Here is a 14,428-nt window from a genome sequence, read left to right on the forward strand (position 1 = left end):
AGAAAGGAGGAAGCGGTTAGTCGCTTCCAATCAGCGGGCCTTTGACTCCCAATTAGCCGGCGTCAGGCTGGCCCCGCGTCGAAAGCCGGAAACGCGCCGTTCCGCATATCCGGCTTTCCGGGAATCAGGCTGCACGGTCGAGCAGCTTCTTCGCGCGTACCTCCAGATCGAGCCGGGCATCCTGGTGGGTCTTGTCGCGCGCGACGGCGGTGATGCCCTGGACGAAGTCGAAGACGCTCTCGGGTTTGCGCCCTTCCTCGGCAAGGACGGTCTCGATGATCTTCGCCGTCTCGGTCTTCGAGAAGCCGCGCTTGCGCAGGAACTCGCTGCGATCGTCGTCGGTACGGGCCACGATCTTCTCCCGCGCCGCCTTAATGCCGTTCACGAAGGGCATTGGCGAAGAGTTGGCGAAGCGGGTCAACGCCGGCGCAGCCTCATACGCGAACCTCGAGGCGGCGTATTTCGAGTGACGGATGGTAATCTCCTCGAAATCCTCGACACCCCAGAGATTGCGGTTCTGGCAAACGGCGCGGAGATAGAAGCTCGCCATGCCGAGCGTTTTCGCCCCCACCTCGGAATTCCAGCAGTAGAAGCCACGGAAGTAGAGGTCGGGCGAGCCGTCGGGCAGCCGCCCGGCCTCGATCGGGTTGAGGTCGTCTACCAGGAAGAGGAAGACATCGCGATCGGAGGCGTAGAGCGTCGTCGTATCCTGCGTGATGTCGACGCGCGGGTTGTAGGCCCCGGTCGACCAGTCGAGCACGCCCGGCACCTTCCAGCGCGTATCGCCCGTTCCGTTGCCGGCAATGCGCTGCACGGCCGCCGCCAGCTCGTGATCGAAGATGCGCCCATAGTCGGGCCCTGTGACGGCGCGCAGCTCGACGCGTCCGTCTTCGATCTCAAGCGTCTTCACCTGGTCGGCGCGGTGTGAGGTCAGGCCGTATTGCAGGTTGATGCCGGCGAGTGGCGCGGGAAGCTGGCGCAGATAGGCCGCCGGAGCTCCCACCAGGCCGGCGAGCTGACCAAAGCTCCAATGGGTTGGCGCGATTGGCGCATCCGAGCCGGGCAGCAGCAGCGCCAGGCGTTCTGCATCGTCGCGGCTCGCCTCCACGCGGATCGCCGCACTCTCGACGGTTCGGGTGCGGCTACGCTCGGTCCGACCATGCACGGCGGCATAGAGGTCGGACAGGGAAAGGTAGCGCTCGTCAGCGGGCCTCGAAAACCATTCGGAGGACACGCGGCCGATCCGCTCGCCGCGGCTTACATCTACCTTGTAGCCGCCAGCGCGGTCGCGAGCGGCGTCCAGAATCTCCATATGGGTCATGGCTAGTCTCCATGACGGGCGCCGGAGGCCTCTCCTCCAACCCTCAACCCGTCACGGAAAACCGGTCCGCACTCTCACTCTTGGCGGGGCGTTGCGGGGCAGCAGGCCCCGCAGAAGGGGTCGGTCGAGACCGGCAGGGCTTGGGCGCAGGGGAAGGCCTTCCCCGCAAAACCGTAGATCGGGATTTCATGAGCGCCGCCGAGGCGTGTTGTCCGAAGTTTGTATACATATTTCAGACCGCGGTTGCCTCCTGTCCGAAAAAGAGCTACAAGTTTCGGACATGAACGGCGACTCACCCGACCTGAAGACAGCTATGCTCAAGCGCATCCGTGCGGACGCGCCGCGGAAGGTCTGGACGCCCAGCGATTTCGTCGATCTCGCCTCGCGGGACGCCGTCGACAAGGCGTTGCAGCGGTTGGCAAAGGCCGAAACCCTTAGGCGGATCGACCGCGGGCTCTACGATCAACCTAGCTTCAACAAACTCACCCAAAAACCCAATCCGCCTGACCCGCGCTCGGTCATCGACGCCGTTGCGCGACGCGACCAAACCCGGATGCTGGTTGATGGCATGACCGCAGCGAACGATCTGGGTCTGACCGACGCGGTTCCGGCCAAAATCGTGGTGCACACCGACGCACGCCGTCGCGCGATCAAGCTCGGCAACGTGACGATCACCTTCCGTCCGACCGCGCCCAGCAAGCTGTTCTGGGCCGGGCGACCGGCGATGCGCGTCGTCCAAGCGCTTCACTGGCTCCGAGATCTCCTGGTTCGTGAAGGGGAGAGCGATCAGGTCAGGCGTAAGCTAGGCAAGCTTTTCGAAGATCCGATAGCCGGGCCGCCCCTCAAAGCCGACCTCACCGCCGGCATGACGGCGCTTCCGACATGGATGTGGGCGTTTCTCAAGCCGCTCATCGAACGCGATGCCGACGATCATCGTCGGTACATCCGCGATGACCGTGATGCTGATGCCGCTGATGCTAACGATCATGATCGTCATCAAAGAGGGAGGCAGGGGGATGATGATCAGCATCACACTGCCGGCGTTCGCCCGAGGCGCAAACCGGTCTCCACCCAGACGACACAAACCGCCAAGCGCGGTGCAACCCGGGCGGCGAAAACATGAATCCGGCGTTCGATGAGGTTCTCGCGGCCGGGCCGGGCGCGATATTGGGCGCCTTCGATACGACGGCGCTGCGCCTCGGCACGGCATCCCAGAACGTCGAGAAAGACTTCTGGGTCTGCTGGACGCTGGATGCGCTGTTCCATGGCCTGAAAGAAGGCGGACCGCGCCTCCTCTTCAAGGGCGGTACCTCCCTATCCAAGGGGTTCGGTCTGATCAACCGCTTCTCCGAAGACATCGATGTCACGGTTTTTCGAGACGACATTGGCGAGCCGGCGACCATCGAGGAGCTCGACGCGCTGAGCGGCAAGAAGCGCCGGGCGCGCCTCGATGCGATCAAGGATGCCTGCCAAGTCTACATCAACGGCCCGCTGCGGGCTGAGTTGACGCAGATCCTGCAGGACCGGCTCCAGGCCGCCGGCCTCGATGCCAGCGCGGCCCGCGTGGAAGCCGACGACGCTGATCCCGACGGGCAGACGCTGCTGATCTGGTATCCCGCGGCGACGCCGCGATCGGACTATGTGCGGGCGGCGATCAAGATCGAGTCGGGCGCGAAATCCGCGCTCGATCCGAACAGCGAAGTGCCGATCAAACCCTATGTCGATGACGATCTGCCGGCACTCGACCTGACCGTGCCGGCCGTCCGCACGGTCGATCCAGCACGGACCTTCTGGGACAAGGTCGTCATCCTCCACGGGCTGCGGCGCTGGTTCGACAAGCGCGGCGAGCTGCGCGGCGGCGGCCAACGCGTGTCCCGTCACTATTATGATCTGCACCAGCTCACCGCGGCCCCCGTCGGCGCCGCCGCTATCGCTGATCCGGTGCTCGGCGCAGATTGCGTCGCGCACGCCCGGATGTTCTTCAATCGACCGGACTTCGATCTCGCGAGCGCTGCACCCGGTTCATTCGCACTCGCCCCGCATGACGCGATGATCGAGCAACTGCGCGTCGACTACAGGGCCATGCAGGGCATGATTTTCGGCGATCCACCGGATTTCGAGGCGGTGCTCGACAGCATCGGCTCGCTCGAGACGCGTCTGAACGAGAAGGGCGATACGGGAAGCGGGGCCGCGCGATGAACCAGTTGGAGGGAGCTGTCGACACCGGGCAAGAGGCAGACGCGCGCCGCGCGGGTGAAGCGATCGTAACCCCGCTGCGCAAACGCCGCCTCAGCGGTGAACTCTACGAGCGCGACCCGAAGATAGAAGCGCTCATCGCCGAATTGGCGGCCCTGCCGCGTGACGGGTTGATCGCCAGGGCGGAAATCACGAAGCGCTCGGACCCGGGCTACGTTCCCAGCGAATGTCTCGTGTACTTCATTCGCGCGAGCCGTCGCGACAACAACGAGGTGTGGTTCGAGCGCCTCTATCGGATCTTGACCGAACGGGTGCTGCGCAGTTTGCCCAGGGCGGAAAGCTCCGATGGCAAGACGGAATCGCTGACGCGCGGGATCGTGCGCGACAAGGTGTTCGGCCGGTTCGTCGAGCTCCTTTCGGCGGACCGCGCCGCCTATGACGAAAAGGTTGACTACTTCGAGGTGCGCTTCGACGGCGCGCTAGCGAGCCTGCGGCGCGATGCGCAGGAAAAGGCCTGGCGTGACGAAAATCGTTCCCAGCCCCTCGAATATGACGAGGAGAGTGGAGAGCTGGCACCGGAGGTCGAGGCGGCCGCAGGGACCCATGATCCCTTCGCCGCGTCGGATTTCGACGATCCGGCTTACCGGTCGCGCCTGGATGCAGCGATTGAGGCACTACCGAAGGAACAAAGCAGGATCATTCACATGCTGAGACAAGGCCTCCCCATCGACTCCAAGGAGCCGGACGTCATGACCATCGCCAAGGCCTTGGGTCGCTCCGAAAAGACCGTCCGAACCTACCGCGACAAGGCCTTCGCCGCCCTGCGAGCCGCTATGGCCGACGGAGACGAGCGGTGAGCCCCGCCGGCGAACGCCCATCCCGCGAGGCCGTGCTCGACGCGTTCGCAGTCGAGAGCGAGCCCGGCCCGTCGACCTTGGAGCGCTATCTGCGGCAATACCCGGAATATGCCGGGGAGCTCATCGACCTCTCGCGCGAACTCAGCCGCGAGGCTTATGAAGATGCCGCACCCCTCTCTGCTGCCGATCGGGCACTGATCGACGCCGCCTGGTCGCAACACGCGAAGGCTATGCCGGCGGCAGCAGCCGACCCTTTCGCGGCGCTGACGGTCGATGACTGGCGCGCCGTCGCCCAGCGTCTGGACGTGCCCCGGCAGGTCGTGACCGCGCTGCGCGAACGGCGGGTCTCTCTCGTCAGTATCCCGCGACGCTTCCTGGCGATGTTGGCGGAGGCGATGCGCAGCTCTGTCGCGCAGTTGGAGTCGTCCTGGGGCCCGGCCCAGTTGGTCGCGCGCAGTTATAAGGCCGACGCCAAGCCGGTGGCCGGCGAGCAGGTCACCCTCGAGCAAGTGCTGATCGATGCCGGCGTCCCGGCGGAGAAACGCGCCCGGCTGTTGGCGGAGGCGGACTGACATGGACAGCGTGGAGCTCGCCAGGCAAGTCGCCGCCGAGCTTCACGCTCGCCTCGTCGCATCCGGCGCCGATCCCTGGTCGCCCTATGATTTCGCTGTCGCCGAGGCCAAGCGGCGGGGGATTGACGTCGAACCGACCGCCGCCGGCGCAGCCGTCCTCAACGGCGGCCGCGCGACCTTTGTCGCCGCCGACGATCTGATCCTCCACGAGAACATCGGGTCTCGGTTTGAGCAAGCCTTCCTCGTGGCGCACGAGATCGGCCATGTCGAGCTTGGCGACGATCCTGATGGCGAACCGGCGCCGACGATTGATCCGGCCCGCGCGGCTGAGCCGTCGCCGGTAGGGATCGATCGGGTGATCGACTATGGGCGCAGGCAGCGTCGCGAGGTCCAGATGGATCTTTTCGCGCGCGAACTGCTGCTGCCGCGCAACGTGGTGCGGGCGCTTCATGTCGATGGAGCCTTTTCCGCTTCTGAGATCGCTGCGAAACTCGGCGCGCCGTTCGAGGTCGTGGCGCAGCAGTTGTTCGATGCCTTGCTGTTGCCGCCGGTGCCGCCTACGCTGGCGGCGACGCCCGTCGAACGGCCGCTCAATCCGCTGCAAGCGGCGGCGGCGGTGCATCGCGGCGAAGCCTATCTGCTCGAAGCGGGTCCTGGCACCGGCAAGACCCAGACACTGATCGCGCGTGTCGAAGGCCTTCTGGAAGAGGGCATCGATCCCAGGCGCATCTTGCTCCTGACCTTCTCGAACAAGGCGGCGGGCGAGATGGCCGAAAGGATCGCGCGCAAGCGGCCAGGGGCGGCGGCCGCGATGTGGGTCGGCACGTTCCATGCCTTCGGCCTCGATATCATCCGTCGCTTCCATGCGGAGCTCGGCTTGCCGAAGGACCCGCGGATGATGGATCGAACTGAGGCGGTCGAGCTCCTCGAGGAGGAGTTCCCGCGGCTGAGGCTCGCGCATTACCGCAACCTCTATGATCCCACCCAGATCATCGCTGACATGCTGGCCGCCGTCTCTCGGGCGAAGGACGAGGTGGTCGACGCCGAAACCTACGCCGCGCTCGCCGACGCGAAGCTTGCCAAGGCGGAGGACTCTGCGGCGCGCGAGGCTGCCGAGCGCGCCGGCGAGGTGGCGCGCGTCTACGCTGCCTATGAACGGCTCAAGCGCAAGGCGCATTGCGTCGACTTCGGCGATCTTGTGGCCCTCCCGGTCAAGCTGCTTGAAACCGATGCGGCCATCCGAGAAGCGCTGCAGGCGCAGTATGATCATGTCCTGGTCGATGAGTATCAGGACGTGAACCGCAGCAGCGTCCGTTTGTTGAGCGCGCTACGGCCTGATGGCCGCAATCTCTGGATGGTCGGTGACGCCAAGCAGTCGATCTACCGGTTTCGCGGCGCCTCATCGTTCAACATGACCCGGTTCGGCAAAGAGGACTTCGCCGGCGGCAAGCGCGGTCGATTGAAGCGTAACTACCGCTCGGTGCCGGAGATCGTCGCCAGCTTTTCCTGCTTCGCGATCACGATGCGCGCGGGCGACCCAGACAGCGGGCTCGAAGCAGAGCGCAACGGCGATGGTCTAAAGCCCGAGCTGCGCACGGTGCAGCGTGCCGAGCAGCAGCAAGTGGCGCTGGCCGAGGCGATTGAGGCGCTTCGCCGTGACGGTTACGCCTATCGTGACCAGGCGGTCCTCTGCACCGGCAACGAGAAGTTGTCGGCCATCGGGCAGGACCTGGAACGGCTCGGCGTGCCGGTCCTGTTTCTGGGCAGCCTGTTCGAGCGGGCCGAGGTCAAGGATCTGCTGGCCTTGCTCTCCGTCTTTGTCGATCGGCGCGCAATGGGCCTGGTGCGGATCGCCTGCTGGCCCGATTTCACCATGTCCTTCGCTGACGTGGCGGCGGTCTTCGAGCATCTGCGGGTGACCGAGCACAGCCCGGGCAGTTGGCTTCCGCACGCCGATACGATCCCGGGTGTCAGCGATGCCGGTCGCGAGGCGCTCACCAGTCTCGCGATCGTGCTCGACGGCTTCGACCAAACGACCTCGCCCTGGACCGTCCTTGCGACGCTGCTGCTCGATCGCACACGCATCGCCGCGCGCCTGGGCGCGTCCGAGGATCTCGCCGATCGCACGCGCGGAATCGCGATCTGGCAGTTCCTCAACTTCCTGCGGGTTCAGCCGGCGGGCCGCGGACTGCCGATCACGCGCGTGCTCGATCGCGTGCGCAGGCTTGTCCGGCTCGGCGACGACCGCGACTTGCGTCAGTTGCCGGCGGCGGCCCAGCATCTCGACGCCGTGCGGCTGATGACCATTCACGGTGCCAAGGGCCTGGAGTTCGGCGGCGTCCATATTCCAGGGCTCAACAGCGACACCATCCCGCGCACGCCACCGGCGCCACCCTGTCCGGCACCCGACGGCATGATCGCGGGCGCCGAAGGCAGCGCGCTAGACGCGTTCCGCGCGGGTCAGGCCGAGGAGCAGGAATGTCTGTTCTACGTGGCGCAGTCGCGCGCCCGCAACCGCCTGATCCTTTATGCGCCGACCGAGAAGAGCAACGGCCACAATCGACCATTATCGCCCTTCCTCAATCGTCTCGGGGCCACCTTGACGCGCCGCTCAGTCTTGCCGGCGCAGCCGCTTCCCGTGGCCGCGGAAGCTCGGGATATCGATTTAGTCGTCGACGGGCGGCTCCGGTTCGAGGCCCCGCAGATCGCTCTTTATGAATCTTGCCCGCGCCGCTTCTTCTATACCCATGTCCTGCAGGTCGGTGGCCGACGGACCGCGACCGCCTTCATGCATCTGCACGAGGCGGTTCGCTTGGTGGTCGAGGCGGTGATCGCGGCGGACCAGCCCGTGACAGAGCGGGACCTGGAGGATCGCACCGACGCGGCGCTGGACGGCCAGGGGCTCGGCGAGCACGGCTATCGCGCGGAATTTCGCGATCTGGCGCTGGCGATGCTGCGCTTCTTCCTGACGAACCGCGCCGAAGCAGTCGCCGAAGCGCCGATTACGCTCAGCCTCAATTTCGGCGGCGAGGAGATCATCGTTCGGCCGGACGACGTGCTGGTGCGGCCGGACGGTGTGCGCGCCGTGCGCCGGATCCGCACGGGTCACATGCGGTCGGCCGAGAGCAAGGATGTCGGCGCGGCGGCGCTGATGCTGGCGGTCAAGCAGGCCTTTCCCGGCGCGGTCGCGGAGCTCGTCCATCTTTCCGACGGCGAGACGCACGCGCTTGCCTTATCCGATCGGGAGCTGAAGGGGCGCAAGGACAAGCTCGGAAAGTTTCTCGGCGACATCCGCGCTGGACGGTTTCCGGCCGAGGTCTCGTCGCGCACCTGTCCGAACTGCCCGGCCTTCTTCATCTGCGGGCAGACCCCCGACGGGCCTTTACAAAAAAAGTTCGTCTGACCTTACCGGTCGGCGGATCTCGCTCCGATTGGACCCTTAGAGCCGCGGCGCTGCCTCGGCCGAAACCTAAGGACCCAATCTTATGAGCACCGAAGAGCTTATTGACTACGACGATCTCGGCGACGCCCTGCGCGAAGGCCGGGCGTTGCGTCCGGCGCGGGGGTATCGCTTTCTCCTCGCGCAGGGCGATCTTAATTTCCAGTCCCGCGTAGTGAGCGATCCCGTGCCGCTCGGCCGCCAGTTGCTCGAGGCCGGGGCACTCGACCCGCGGAGCGGTTACAGCCTCGTCGCGATCCTGCCTTCGGGCGATTTCGAGGAGGTGAGGCTCAACGAGCCTTTCGACCTGCGTGAGCGCGGCGCCGAGCGGTTCATCGCCTTCCTGACCGACCGCGACTTCAAGCTGACCCTCAACGACCACGAGCTGCTCTGGGGCAAGCCGGTCATCAGCGGCACAATCCTCTATGGCCTCGCCAAGCCGGCAGACGGCGAAGGGGTCTTCCTTGAAGTCCCCGGCGGTGAAGACCGGCTGGTCGAGCATGGCGAACTGATCGATCTGACCCAGCCCGGTATCGAGCGGTTCATCACCGCGCGGCTGACCTTCGAGATCATCGTCAATTCGCGGCCGCGCACGGTGAACGCCCGCACGGTCACGTTCGAGCAGATCGTCCAGCTCGCCTTCCCGGGCCAGCACGAACCCAACGTCGTCTTCTCGATGACCTACCGGCACGCGGCGTCGACGCCGCACGCCGGTGAGCTCGGGGCTGGCGGCTCTGTCGATGTCAAGAAGAAGGGCACGGTGTTCAATGTCACGCGCACTGTTCAGTCGTAATCCGGACCTCAAGCGGCTGCGGGACGAAGGCTACTTCGTCCAGCAGCAGGGCGGGTATCTCGTCATGCGCGAGGTGCCCTATGTCGATGCGCGCCGGGAGGTGCGCATCGGCACCCTCATCTCCAGCCTCACGTTGGCCGGAGATCAGACGCGCACGCCCGACACCCATGTCGTCCACTGGGACGGCGACTTCCCGTGTCACGCCGATGGTTCGCGCATCAACGGCATCTCGCACGCTGCCGGCGCCTTCGATCTGGGCCACGGCCTGAAGGCAACGCACAGCTTCTCCAGCAAGCCGGATGGAGGGTACACCGATTACCATCACAAGATGACGAGCTACGCGAACATCATCGCGGGTCCGGCCGCGGTGTTGAAGCCCGGCACGACGGCGCGCACTTTCCGTGAGCCGGAACAGGAGGAAGAAAGCGTCTTCAACTACGTCGAGACCGCCTCCGATCGTGTCGGGATCGGCGTTCTGACTGAGCGGCTCATCAACGAGCGGGTGGCCATCATCGGCGGCGGCGGCACCGGAGGCTACATTCTGGACTTTGTCGCCAAGACGCCCGTTCGCGAAATCCGGCTCTTCGATAGGGACGAGTTCCTCACCCACAACGCGTTTCGCGCGCCGGGAGCTCCGAGTCTGGAGGAACTGCGAGAAGCGCCGAAGAAGGTCGATTATCTGAAGCGCATCTACAGCCGGATGCACCGGAACATTGTGGCGCACGATGTCGCGCTGGGAGCCGACAACATCCACTTCCTTGACGGGATCACCTTCGCATTCCTGTCCCTCGATGCGGGTGACGCGAAGCGATTGATCGTGGAGAAGCTCGAGGCAATAGGTGCCGCGTTCGTCGATGTCGGCATGGGTCTTGAGCTCGACGACGGATCGCTCGGCGGCATCCTGCGCGTGACCGCCAGCACGCCGGAGAAGCGGGATCACGCCCGGCAGCGCATCTCCTTTGTCGGCGGGGGCGCCAAGGACATCTACGCGTCCAACATTCAGGTCGCGGACCTCAACGCCTTGAATGCCGTCCTCGCGGTCGTGAAGTGGAAGAAGATCCGCGGGTTCTATCGCGATCTCGAGCGCGAGCATCACTGCACCTACACGACCGATGGCAACATGCTGATCAACGGGGACCTTGCGTGATGCGGCACAAGCGACTCGATCATCGTTTCGTCGAACACATTCCTGAACGCCTGGAGCCAGGCATTCTCTATGTTTCGATGGAATATGCGACATCAGCCCATAGCTGCTGCTGCGGTTGCGGCGAGGAGGTTGTCGCGCCCTTCACGCCGACGGACTGGAAGATGACGTTCGATGGCGAGACCATCTCGCTTCGGCCGTCGATCGGCAATTGGACCCTGAAATGCCGGTCACACTACGTGATCGACCGCGGCAAGGTGATCGAAGCTGGCCCTTGGAGTGACGAGCAGGTTGAAGCCGAGCGCCGTCGTGATCGCGCCGCCAAAGCGCATTTCTACGGGCAGACGCCAAAGGTCGAGCCTTCTGCTCAGCCCCCTTTGGTCAAGGCGGAACCAGGCTTCTGGCGCCGTGTCTGGGACTGGGTGTCTGGCAGATCGTAACGATAAGCCCGGCGGCAAGCTGCCGTCGGGCTTATCTCGCCTCAAAGGCAGCGTAGTCAGGCGACCGCTTCGCAGCGAAGGAGCCCTTGAAGAACGGATTAAGAACATTCATTCAAGGGTTTACAAGATTTTCGGCGAAATCCTTGTGCAAGGGATCATCGACACACCACATATTGATGCTAGGCATGGGGCGATCTCCTAGAACATGCGCGCTTCTATCCACGGTCGTGGAAAGGTTGACGTGCGCATATTGTGGTCTCCCCGATGCATGGTGAACACATACAGGCATTGAGAAGGAGCGCGAAAAATGGATGAGACTGAATTCAAGCCCGGCGACCTCGTGCGGGTGAAGTCGGGCGGGCCGATCATGACGGTTGAGCAGGTCGGGAAGACGGCCATGATAGAGGAAGATGCCGTCTGGTGTGTCTGGTTTGAGAAGGTTGGCAACAAGCAGGTCGCGCAGAAAGACACCTTTGCGCCGGTCGTGCTGGAGAAGGCTGAGAAGCCGCGAGCCGCGTTCTCCGTCGGCGTTGTTCGGGCGTAGCGTGGTGCCTCATGTCGTTTCGCGGCCTGTTCATCGGCATCGACCGCTATAGCTCCACCGGCATTGATGAGCTGACCTGCGCGCGTCGCGACGCGACGGCGCTGGAGGCGCTGTTCTTCGACACGCTGGGCGGCAGCACCGTCTTGCTGACGGATGCGGAGGCCACGCGACAGCGGATTGAGGGCGCGTTTGCCGACCTGGCCGGCTGTGGCCCCGAGGATACGGTGGTGATAGCGTTCTCAGGCCATGGGTCGGAGACGCATGAGCTCGTCACCCACGACGCGAATCCAGATAATCTCGCCGGCTCCGCGATCCCACTCGAGCTGTTGCAGGAATGGTTCTCGCGGATACCGGCGAAGCGCCTGATCCTGTTCCTCGACTGTTGTTTTTCGGGCGGCATCGGCGCGAAGGTTCTGCACGTCGATGCGAAGCCGCGCAGCCTTTTGTCGGTCGAGGCGCGCCTGGCTCAGCTTGGCGGCGCCGGCCGGATCATCTTCACCGCCTCCGCGGCGACCGAGCCCGCCTATGAGCACCGCCGGTTCGGGCACGGCTTTCTGACCCATTTCCTGCTGGAGGCGCTATGTGGCGCCGAGGAAGTCGTGAGCGGCGGCAAGCTCTCGCTGTACCGCCTGCTTGAGCATGTCACGAGCCGCGTCAGGGCAGCCGCGCTGCAGGGCGGCAAAGAGCAGAACCCGACCATGCGCGGGAGCATCGACGGCGATGTCGAGTGGCCCGTGTTCGTGCTTGGCGCGAAATATCGGGCGGCCTTCCCGGCGCGTCTGCCTGCCAAGGTGACGTCCGATCTTGCCAGCCTCTCGTCGGCCGGTTTCCCCGACCCGCTTGTCACAGCCTGGGCTGGAGCGATCCCGTCCTTAAATGCGCTTCAGATCGCCGCCATCACCGACTTCGGCGTGCTGGACGGCGAGAACCTGGTGGTGTCGGCCCCGACATCCTCGGGCAAGACGATGGTGGGCGAGCTCGCGGCGCTCCGGAACGTGCTGGATCGCAAACGGGCTTTGTTTCTGTTGCCACTCAAGGCTCTCGTAGCGGACAAGCGGCGGCACTTCGAGAGCGTCTATGGCGGTTTCGGGGTCCGCACGGTGGAAGCGACGGGGGAGACGGACGACATCGGGCCTCTGCTGCGTGGCCAATACGATGTCGGTCTCCTGACCTATGAGAAGTTCGCCGCGATCGCGCTGACATTCCCTCATGTGCTGGCGCAGGTCGGCGTGATCGTGGTCGACGAAGCGCAGATGATCGCCGACCGCGGCCGCGGCGCGAATCTGGAGTTCATTCTGACGCTCATCCGAATGCGCCGGCGTGAAGGGATCGAGCCCCAACTGATCGCGCTTTCGGCGGTGATCGGTGACACAAACGGGCTCGAGCAATGGCTTGGCGCGCGGCTCTTGCGGCGCACGGAACGGCCCGTTCCGCTTGAGGAGGGCTTGTTGCTCGGCACCGGGCATTTCCGATTCCTTGACCCGGAGACCGGTAATGAGCGGGTGGAGGGGCCGCTCGTTCGGCGTCTTGTCGGCGGTAAGGGATCCAGCCAGGATTGGATCATCCCGCTGGTCCGCAAGCTTGTCGCCGAAGGCCAGCAGGTGATCGTGTTTCGCGAAACCAAGGGCGAAGCCCGCGGATGCGCCAACTATCTCGCAGAGACGCTCGGGTTGCCTCCGGCTGCCGAGGCGCTAGTGCAGATGCCTGGCGGTGACCCGTCGCAGGCCAGCGCTGACTTGCGGAGCGCGCTGGGGCGCGGCGTCGCTTTCCACAACTCGGATCTCGACCGCGAAGAGCGGCGTGTCGTCGAGGAAGAATTCCGCCGCGGCGGCTCGGGCCTGCGTGTTATCGCAGCCACGACAACGCTGGCGATGGGCGTGAACACGCCCGCATCATCAGTCATCATCGCCGGCTTGAATCATCCCGGCGACGAGCCGTATTCGGTTGCGGAATACAAGAACCTCGTCGGTCGCGCGGGAAGGCTTGGCTTCGCCGAAAAGGGGGCGTCGTATCTGCTAGCGCTCGATCCGCGTGCCGAGCATGATCTGTGGTCGCGATACGTGACTGCAGAGCCGGAAGATTTGGTCTCCCGCTTCCTCGACGGCACGACCGACCCACGCTCCCTTATCATCCGCGTCTTGGTCGCGGCACGACGTGCGGCCGGCGAAGGCGTGCCGAGCGAGGAGATCATCGAGTTTCTGGAATCGAGCTTCGGCGCGTTCCAGGCGCGGCGCGCCCACAGCGCGTGGCAGTGGAGCCGGCCGGACCTGCTTTCGGCATTGGCGGATTTGGAACGCCACGGCCTTGTGCAGAAGAATGCCACAGGCGCGTCTGAGCTGACCAAGCTCGGCCGTCTCGCTGGCGAGAGCGCAGCAGAGGTCGGGTCCATCATCGCGCTCGTGGATTGTCTCGGCTCGCTTCAACCCCAAGAAATCAGCGATCCTGTCTTGATTGCCGCAACCCAAACGACGGTCGAGCTCGATCAACTCCTCTTTCCAATAAACCGGAAAAGCACGCAGAAAGAGCCTCAGGTATGGCCCAACGAGCTGCAGCGGCAAGGTGTGCCGTGGCAAGTCTTGAATGCGCTTCAGCGGGGGACAACAGAAGACCATCAGGCGACGCTACGTGCGAAAAAGGCCGTCGCTTGTCTTTTGTTCGTGTCCGGCCGCGCCATGAGCGAGATCGAGCGCGTGCTGACGCAGTTCGGCGGTGCATTCGGCGGTGCCGCCGGCCCGATACGCGCCGTCGCAGCGCGGACGTGCGATCTGATGCCGGTCGCGGCTCGCGTCGCCGAAATCCTGCACCCGACGCTCGATCTCGGTGATCGTGTAGGGCGCCTAGCGATCCGGTTGACGTATGGCGTCCCCGGCGCCGCCGTCGACCTCGCGCAGTTCGCCGGAGCCGATTTGCTGCGGGGCGACTACTGCCGCTTGGCGGCCGCGCAGCTCAGTGAGCCCGAGCAGATCGGTGCAGCAACTGACGACCAGATTCTGGCATGCGTGGACAAGGACAGGCGCAAGCTTGAACTTGTGCGCAATGCGGCGAAGCGCGTTGCCAAGCGCCGGGCCGAAGCGGCAGCGCCTTCCGTCCCGATCCTTGGAGCGTACGTCGCCTAAATTCCG

Annotated in this window: 11 protein-coding genes; 10 read left to right on the top strand and 1 reads right to left on the bottom strand. The window is 64.8% G+C overall.

Going from position 1 to position 14,428, the window contains the following annotated elements; genetic code table 11:
• Positions 1–124: 124 nt before the first annotated feature.
• Positions 125–1,321 (bottom strand): DUF932 domain-containing protein, encoded by a 1,197-nt coding sequence (locus SIN04_RS16135; protein ID WP_134490827.1) that lies wholly within the window; start codon positions 1,319–1,321, stop codon positions 125–127.
• A gap of 280 nt (positions 1,322–1,601) precedes the next feature.
• Here SIN04_RS16135 and SIN04_RS16140 point away from each other — a divergent pair, with 280 nt between their 5' ends.
• The 10 genes from SIN04_RS16140 to SIN04_RS16185 all read left to right on the top strand — a co-directional run bounded on the left by SIN04_RS16140 (position 1,602) and on the right by SIN04_RS16185 (position 14,422).
• Entirely contained in the window at positions 1,602–2,444 is an 843-nt protein-coding gene (locus SIN04_RS16140; RefSeq protein ID WP_341264055.1) for a DUF6088 family protein, read from the top strand.
• Positions 2,441–3,520, top strand: coding sequence for a nucleotidyl transferase AbiEii/AbiGii toxin family protein (locus SIN04_RS16145; RefSeq protein ID WP_134490829.1), 1,080 nt, complete (start codon positions 2,441–2,443; stop codon positions 3,518–3,520). The genes SIN04_RS16140 and SIN04_RS16145 overlap by 4 nt, the downstream gene beginning before the upstream one ends.
• Entirely contained in the window at positions 3,517–4,374 is an 858-nt protein-coding gene (locus tag SIN04_RS16150) for a response regulator transcription factor (protein WP_134490831.1), read from the top strand. Before SIN04_RS16145 ends, SIN04_RS16150 begins: the two co-directional genes overlap by 4 nt.
• On the top strand, positions 4,371–4,946 hold the full coding sequence (locus SIN04_RS16155; RefSeq protein WP_134490833.1) for a hypothetical protein: 576 nt from the start codon (positions 4,371–4,373) through the stop codon (positions 4,944–4,946). Before SIN04_RS16150 ends, SIN04_RS16155 begins: the two co-directional genes overlap by 4 nt.
• Before the next feature lies 1 nt (position 4,947).
• Positions 4,948–8,349 carry a UvrD-helicase domain-containing protein gene (locus SIN04_RS16160; RefSeq protein ID WP_134490835.1) on the top strand — a complete coding sequence of 1,134 codons (3,402 nt, stop codon included), beginning with the start codon at positions 4,948–4,950 and terminating at the stop codon, positions 8,347–8,349.
• 82 nt (positions 8,350–8,431) lie between these two features.
• Positions 8,432–9,178, top strand: coding sequence for a multiubiquitin domain-containing protein (locus SIN04_RS16165; RefSeq protein WP_134490837.1), 747 nt, complete (start codon positions 8,432–8,434; stop codon positions 9,176–9,178).
• Positions 9,153–10,325: a ThiF family adenylyltransferase gene (locus SIN04_RS16170; protein ID WP_134490839.1), complete on the top strand. Its 1,173-nt coding sequence runs from the start codon at positions 9,153–9,155 to the stop codon at positions 10,323–10,325. Before SIN04_RS16165 ends, SIN04_RS16170 begins: the two co-directional genes overlap by 26 nt.
• Positions 10,322–10,762, top strand: coding sequence for a DUF6527 family protein (locus tag SIN04_RS16175; protein WP_134490841.1), 441 nt, complete (start codon positions 10,322–10,324; stop codon positions 10,760–10,762). The genes SIN04_RS16170 and SIN04_RS16175 overlap by 4 nt, the downstream gene beginning before the upstream one ends.
• A 307-nt stretch (positions 10,763–11,069) precedes the next feature.
• Entirely contained in the window at positions 11,070–11,306 is a 237-nt protein-coding gene (locus SIN04_RS16180) for a DUF2158 domain-containing protein (RefSeq protein WP_134490843.1), read from the top strand.
• Between the two features lie 11 nt (positions 11,307–11,317).
• Positions 11,318–14,422 carry a DEAD/DEAH box helicase gene (locus tag SIN04_RS16185; RefSeq protein WP_134490845.1) on the top strand — a complete coding sequence of 1,035 codons (3,105 nt, stop codon included), beginning with the start codon at positions 11,318–11,320 and terminating at the stop codon, positions 14,420–14,422.
• Positions 14,423–14,428 lie beyond the last annotated feature (6 nt).

Origin of the sequence: Methylocella tundrae (assembly GCF_038024855.1) — a bacterium.
GTDB lineage: Bacteria > Pseudomonadota > Alphaproteobacteria > Rhizobiales > Beijerinckiaceae > Methylocapsa > Methylocapsa tundrae.